At 40.1% G+C, this 6,679-nt stretch carries 11 protein-coding genes; 10 read left to right on the plus strand and 1 reads right to left on the minus strand.

All coding sequences use genetic code 11. From position 1 onward, the window contains the following. The first annotated feature begins 77 nt into the window (after positions 1-77). The 10 genes from AAF462_08920 (at position 78) to AAF462_08965 (ending at position 5,800) form a co-directional block, all read left to right on the plus strand. Positions 78-536 carry a hypothetical protein gene (locus AAF462_08920; protein MEM7009239.1) on the plus strand — a complete coding sequence of 153 codons (459 nt, stop codon included), beginning with the start codon at positions 78-80 and terminating at the stop codon, positions 534-536. 51 nt (positions 537-587) lie between these two features. Next, complete coding sequence (locus tag AAF462_08925) at positions 588-842, plus strand: hypothetical protein (protein ID MEM7009240.1); 255 nt, start codon at positions 588-590, stop codon at positions 840-842. After that, the gene (locus AAF462_08930) at positions 839-1,021 is read left to right on the plus strand and encodes a hypothetical protein (GenBank protein MEM7009241.1); all 183 of its coding nucleotides are present in this window, start codon (positions 839-841) and stop codon (positions 1,019-1,021) included. The genes AAF462_08925 and AAF462_08930 overlap by 4 nt, the downstream gene beginning before the upstream one ends. Before the next feature lie 175 nt (positions 1,022-1,196). Beyond that, complete coding sequence (locus AAF462_08935) at positions 1,197-1,634, plus strand: hypothetical protein (GenBank protein MEM7009242.1); 438 nt, start codon at positions 1,197-1,199, stop codon at positions 1,632-1,634. Positions 1,635-1,722: 88 nt separating this feature from the next. Next, on the plus strand, positions 1,723-2,664 hold the full coding sequence (locus tag AAF462_08940; GenBank protein ID MEM7009243.1) for a hypothetical protein: 942 nt from the start codon (positions 1,723-1,725) through the stop codon (positions 2,662-2,664). Then, positions 2,594-3,409: a hypothetical protein gene (locus AAF462_08945; protein ID MEM7009244.1), complete on the plus strand. Its 816-nt coding sequence runs from the start codon at positions 2,594-2,596 to the stop codon at positions 3,407-3,409. The genes AAF462_08940 and AAF462_08945 overlap by 71 nt, the downstream gene beginning before the upstream one ends. Before the next feature lie 22 nt (positions 3,410-3,431). After that, positions 3,432-3,656 (plus strand): hypothetical protein, encoded by a 225-nt coding sequence (locus AAF462_08950; protein MEM7009245.1) that lies wholly within the window; start codon positions 3,432-3,434, stop codon positions 3,654-3,656. Between the two features lie 207 nt (positions 3,657-3,863). After that, positions 3,864-4,133: a hypothetical protein gene (locus AAF462_08955; protein MEM7009246.1), complete on the plus strand. Its 270-nt coding sequence runs from the start codon at positions 3,864-3,866 to the stop codon at positions 4,131-4,133. A gap of 243 nt (positions 4,134-4,376) precedes the next feature. Continuing rightward, positions 4,377-5,078 carry a hypothetical protein gene (locus AAF462_08960; GenBank protein MEM7009247.1) on the plus strand — a complete coding sequence of 234 codons (702 nt, stop codon included), beginning with the start codon at positions 4,377-4,379 and terminating at the stop codon, positions 5,076-5,078. A 131-nt stretch (positions 5,079-5,209) separates the two neighbouring features. Then, the gene (locus AAF462_08965; GenBank protein MEM7009248.1) at positions 5,210-5,800 is read left to right on the plus strand and encodes a hypothetical protein; all 591 of its coding nucleotides are present in this window, start codon (positions 5,210-5,212) and stop codon (positions 5,798-5,800) included. Positions 5,801-5,809: 9 nt separating this feature from the next. On the opposite strand, the gene AAF462_08970 is transcribed toward AAF462_08965, so the two are convergent. Further along, positions 5,810-6,463, minus strand: coding sequence for a hypothetical protein (locus AAF462_08970; protein MEM7009249.1), 654 nt, complete (start codon positions 6,461-6,463; stop codon positions 5,810-5,812). Positions 6,464-6,679: the final 216 nt, after the last annotated feature.

A 6,679-nucleotide genomic window follows, 5' to 3' on the forward strand; every position in this document is an offset into this window, starting at 1 on the left:
ATATAATATACATAAACAATAAGACTATGACAATATTAATACACAAATTTGGAAATTGCAAGTAACGGAAACACAAAATGATGATTAGCAATCACAAAACAATGATTCAGAGTGGACTTAAGGGGGCCGATGGTTTTATGGGACGTATAGAGCACATAACTACGCAGCAGATAATTGGGGAGTGGGGAAGTATAAATAATTTTGCAAGCTCACACGGGGTTAGCCCGGCATCGACAAAGATGGTGATATATGTGGACGGAGCAAAGAGCAGACCAGTAGAGGAGGCGCTTAGAAAGTATGGTTATTTAAATTTGCTCCGGTTTGAGAAAGAGTTGAGGAAGCGCGGGCAGACTTTTTCTGACTATCTTGCAGAGGACGGGCTTAATCCTGTCGAGCTTATTGAGACCATTAGGATGAAGGAGATTCATCCGCAAATTCTCTCAGGGCTCAAGCAAAGGGGGTACTGGGGCGTGCTTGAGGCTCGGGAGGGGTCGGAAGAGGTCTCGGTCGGTAACAGAAGTTCGGAAGAAAATTAATAAGGGGCATCTTGTGCCCAGGACACATCGTGTCCGAGGAGGTCGGAAATTATGTTGTCATCAATTTTACGCTATACAGGTTATTTGATTTTGGTGTTTGGGTTCTTTTATATGTCCTGGCATTTTGGCAGAGCATATGAGAAGGGAAATTTTGACTTCCATATAGCTGATGCATCTGCACAGGTTAAAGACGGCGCAAGTTGCGAAGATGCCAAACGCGTTTATCAAGAGGTACTTAACGAGCTGGATAGCCCTTCGCCAAAGTCTGATTGGAATACTAAGTACATGGAGTTCACAAAGAGATGAAAGTAGCATTAGCATATCCATCCGTCTCGTCCTTCCCGCAATCCTCCATCCTTCTTAAAAGAGAGGGAAGGCCGAGACAGCACTCCTACAGAGACAGCCCCGGGTGTTTTTATGGTAGCTGCTGCCCAGAAGCCAGAGACGCCTGGGGCACAACACCTCGCGGTGGTGTGCTGGAATAAAAGTTCTAACAGTTTTGGGAATGTAAATACAACTGGGCTTGAGTTTTGTAATTAATTAGAGGATCGGAAGAAAGTTTATTACAGCGGGTCCTACCCGCAAGGTTGGAAGAGATAGTATGGCTGCGGATTCTATCCGCTCGGAAGATGGGACGAATAATTTACGAGGGGTCATACAATGCAACAGCAAAACGCAACTATACGCGACGATGGGCGCGGTAAAGTCTCCAGGGTCAGCGAGACGGGGATCAAAATCGAAGGAAGAGAGAACTGGTTCTCTTTTTCAAAACCGGAATACAGAAAAGAGCCTTTTGAGATACCAATAGTCGGTGATTTTGTTGAGTACCGCTATACCCAAAAGGGAAAAGGCACCTGGGTTCAGTCTATAAATGTGCTGGGGCGGCAGGAGCCTATCAAAAACGGTCTTCCGCTTAACCATGGGGAGCGAAAAAACGAGTCCAGTTGGGAAGAGGAGCGCGAGCGAAGGCTCATGGAGCTTCTAAAAATCATATCCGAGAACTACAGCGGAAGGGCTATTGGACCAGAGGACCTTATGAGAGACGCCATACTTTTAGAGCGCGAGTTCGTAAGGGCACTTAAACGCTGGAGAGAGTAGGGGCTATTTCATCATGCAAGGTCAATTTGAACAATATTGTCTGGAACATTCTCAATATAAAGATTCTATAGGGAGTCAGGTCTGGAATATGAGTAAGAATATCTGGGATGAATTTATAGCGGAAAAAGAGTGTTTTATTGTGCCTAGGGAGCTTAGGTTAAAAAGAAAAGCCCTTGGCCTTAACAACGAAGAATACATCATCTTGCTTGATTGCTTAGATTGCTATAACAATGGGGTCCAGGATCTGGATCAGCATTTGGCCCATGTAAATGGGATATCAGAGAAAACAGTGCAAAAAAGACTGGGAGCGCTTGAGAAAAAGGGTTTTCTAAGGCGCGACTTGCGCTTGGTTGACGGCAGAATAAAAGGACTTACTTATAACCCCGAGCCCTTGATAAAAAAGCTTGAGTTAAATAACTCCACAGGCTCTTTGCATGAGCACACAAACATAAAGAGTGCTCATGAGAGTTTAGGCAGTTATGAATCTCAAAATGGTTATGACGAAGTTAAAGAGAAGAATTGGAAAAATGAGTTTTGCTCGACAAAGTGGTACAACGATGTTTTCTCTGAAATGTACGAAGAAGCATCAGGGCAACCGGTTCTCACAGGTGGCAGAGAGTATAAATCAGCCGAGACCTACTTTAGCAGGTTAAGACAGCTAAATCCCGAACTTTCGGCTCAGGATGTTTATAGACGGGCAAGTGAAGGGGCACGCTACATAATTGACTCTCAGCTAGCGGGAGGAGTGTTCGGGTGGCTGCATAAGCCCCCTGATATTTGCATGCTGGCAAATCAGGCTCAGGCCGTCGATTATCAGCTCAGGTGTATTGAGAGAACTTATGGAGAAGGAGAGTTTGAAAATAAAAAGTGCAGCGTAGAGCTTTTATTTACTAATAAAAATAAGGAGAAAGATAATGCTTCAAACAAATTCGAAAAAGTCTATAGAGAGATCACAGAAATTGAACACAGAGAAGTACAGCGAGACTTTCAGAAAAGCAATGGAGAGCGGTTATCAGAAGATAAATCCTAGAAAGCTTGCTAAGAATAAAAGACTTATAGCTGAGTCTCTGCAGTTTCTACAAAATGAAGAGAAAACAAAAAATCCTGAGGGCACAATGAAGGCATTATTCACCCTTTACCAAGAGTTAGATTCTGGAGCGGATTATATAAGTCCTTCCGAGAGGCAATTTTTTCCTAAGAATAAAGAGCAAAGGACTTTTGAACGTTTTCTTGAGGGCTTTAGATATATCTATTTTATTCTAAGACGCGCCCAGGAGAGGCTTTATCTAAGTAATGCTTTTGATAATTTCTGGGAGCAATGTAAATCCTATCTAAAGCGCTGCGAATATTCTGAGAAGTTTATAACCACTGTTCTAAAAAAAGACTCATTCTTTTATAGGCAAAGTTTTAATTATTGGCGCTCAGAATTCGGCGACTCGGAAGAAGGTTTCTCTGTTATGTATAAGTATTTTAGGGGTTGTTTCGGCATTGTCGGAAACGATGAGTACTGCTCTATAAATAAGGGAAGAGAAGTTAGTTATGACTGGAAGAGAATGAAAAACTGCTTTGAGAGGTTTAATGAAAAACCTAAGTTCTCAAATCCGGTGCTAAGGCCGTCTGACTATGTGCCACTATCTGATGAGAAACTCCAGATGCTAAAGACACGTATAAAAGGCTTCAAATTCCGAGAACAGGAAAATAACATTAAAGCTGATGCACTACTTTTAGAAATTCAAAAACGTAATAAGGAAAAAGGATACTTTCATCAGATTTAGAAATAAATAAGAGGGGTGAGATGTGATAGATAAACGGCTTATAGATTATAGCAATCAGTACAGAGATTATTATAAAACTTTAGAAGAAAAAGGAAGATCTCTTAATGTTCAAGAAGTGCTAACACTAATTGAAGGTTTTCTTGCAGTTTCTGAAGCAGATTTCCCATATCATAGAGAAAAGGAGGTAGTAAAAGGTTTAAAAAAAGTTCACATGGAATATCATAAGGAACAAAGAATACGAGTTTAAAGAAAAGTACGAGCTTTTTGAGTGATAATGGTGTATAATAAAAGATAGCGGTACTATAGGCTGTTGATTAAAGCTTTTAATTATTTAATTTGATCTAAACGCCTATTTTGTTAGATGTCCTCAATTATTTAAGCCAAAGGTTAATATCTTACTAAATGTTAGTCTATTGGTGCTATTACAATATATTTTCAAAGTTAAGAGGAAGAAATGAGAGCAACTTACTATCATGAGCGGTTGGGAATCACTTTTAGAATAATAGGATTACTTTTTGAGGACGAGAGGTATGAGATTTACCACGCCCGCAATAAAAAATATGACAGAGATTTGATTCTGCATTTTCCAAAGAAGGAAGGCGGAAGAAAGTTCAATGTGCCAGTGGTAAATTTTGAAAAAGCGGCTACCGGATCTTCCAACTCAAAGCCAAAAGAGATTAATTTGCCTTGGGACAATAAGTCAGAAAAGGCAAATGGTCACTAGCTGTTACAAAATTTGACCTAGCTCAAACCTATACCATTCTTTAACTCATAGCATGTTCTTATAATTAATAGTTCACAATGGAGTTATGTGCTCTGTGCAGAAGAGCTGTATTTAAATTAGTTGGGCAGCGATGTTATTAGTAGAATGCACCTTGTTAGTTTGTTATGAGAAGCGGGCAAAAATGCCCTGGTTTCCTGTAGGAGGAAATATGAGAAAAATAATGAATTTACAAAGGAGACCAAAATGGCAGAAGAATTTGATCATCTACCGTGCCCAATTTGCGGCAGAGAACTTTTATATTCGGAGGGAACACACGATCTTGGATGTATAAATAATCCAAAGCCTATAGATAAAGTAAATAATAAAGAACAAAGGACTCTGCATGAGAATACAACGAGTTATGGATTTGGAAGTAATTCATCAACTGATCAGATGCAGAGCAACATCGCCCTCAGTACGGCTCAAGGCCATGAGTATAAAAGTTATAGACTCTGTGATAAGAAGAACTCAAATTCAAAGCATTCACAAAGTAATATGTGCGAGTTAGATGGTAAATCTCAGAGTTGTGCGCGGTCCGGTAAAGATGAAGCTAGTGATGAATACTGCGTGTTTGGAATTTCTTTTACGGAAAGCGCAAAAAACGGGACGCTATGGAGCATTCGTATTGTGGATGGAGAAACAGATTACCAGGCCCTTGTGAGGCTTATGCAGAATATTGAAAAAAGGCTAAGGGCTGATGAATCTCTTGCAGCAAATGTTCCAAACCTTCCCAAAAAAGTTGAGCGAAGCAAGGTCTCAAAGCTTGCATTTAGGTACAGTTTGGAAATAGAAGACCTTTATTCGATTAAATACAGTACAGAGACTATTGAGCGGCTTGCAATGTTTTATAACCTAACTTCAAAAGAGGTAAGGCACATCAAACAGACTGATATTATGGAAGATTGAATAAATAATAGATCATACCAAAATTGTTGCATTTGTGGTGTTGTGATTATGGTATTAATTACTATATTAGCTGTATAGGGCGATTGAAATCAGATTGTTAGAATGTTCTGTAATCAACAAGGAGGTATGTTATGAGGAATGTATACTCAGAATTACCTTTTTCTTGTTTGTTTGGAATCTTGATTGTTTCACTTCTTGCAATTGGCTGCAATCATAAAACCAAGACTGAGGCTACCTACAATCCTGAACGACTGGAGATTGGTGAGGCGATAGTTGAGGGATGGAACTGCAGCTTTTGCCACTCACCTCAAATCCAGGGACCGGATGGAAAACCTATGGCAGATCCCAAAAGATTTATGTCCGGGCATCCTGCAGGCAATGAAGTCCCCTCATTTAGCGATATGGCTATCACGTCACATGAGTGGATGGAGTTTGTAGATAATCTAGAAACTACAGTATGGGCAACGGATAACCAGATTGTATTCTCCGCCAATTTAACTCCTGATGATGACACAGGTATAGGCACATGGACAGAGACCGAGTTTGTTGAAACAATAAAACAAGGACAGCACCGAGGAATAGAGCGGCGCATTAAAGCTCCAATGCCATGGAGGGAGCTTGGAGAGCTAGGTAATGAAGAGCTTCTCTCTGTTTATGAATATCTAATGAATTTGGAACCTGTGGATAACAAAGTTCCTCCTTCAATTGTTTTGTTTAGGTGATTAGACTAATTAGTGTCCGTATCCAGAGGGTTTTATATTAGCAATCGGCTCAGCTGGCATACATGAGAATTCATCTGATGATACTTTTTTCATAGTATTAAGATCAGCGCTCATTCTCTCAACATATAAAACTTGTTTTCCTTGAGCCTCCCACTCTTGAGCCTGAGGGCACGGGATCTTATCTCTAACAGATTTTCTCTTTGCTTTTAGAGTCTTAAAATAGTTCAGATCTCCGCTGCTAATCTCAGGTTGTGCGTACGTGTCTAGGAAAACAAGGCTTTTGTTTTGAACATTTATTGCAATTAACCGTTTAAAATTTCTTCCGGTCCACTGATCTAGAAAAATTAAATCCTCATATTTTCCTATGAATTTATTAACCCCTCCATATTCCCCGACACCAACAAAATAGCTTGCTTGTCTGGGGCTCATCTTGCATGGATCGGCTTTGGAGCTAGGGCTGAATATATATATGTTACTGCCGTCAAAATCACCAGCGGCCTGGGTATAAATTAAATAATCATCATATAAATAAGCTTTATCAGAATCTGAGCACTCTATTACTTTTGCCTTATCGCTTCCGGGGATAAGCGTTTGTGCTTGGGATTGCATTCCAATTGCTGCGAATACGGCAGCAGATAATATTGATATAATGATTACTTTCATACTAAAAAAGATACATTGAGATCTGGTCCTATCAAGGAGCTAGTTCACTATAGACAAAATAATACTGACCCTCAAACTGACGGTTAAGAAGCGATAGTAATCATACGATTTATTCTGTGTCAAAAAATTAATTTAAAAACGCCACTATCAACCGGCTTAACCGATCTCAGATTCAACACCTTTGGAGGCTTTGAACTTAAGAACATTTTTAGCAGG

It is taken from the genome of Thermodesulfobacteriota bacterium, assembly GCA_039028315.1.
Lineage (GTDB): Bacteria > Desulfobacterota_D > UBA1144 > Nemesobacterales > UBA2774 > CR02bin9.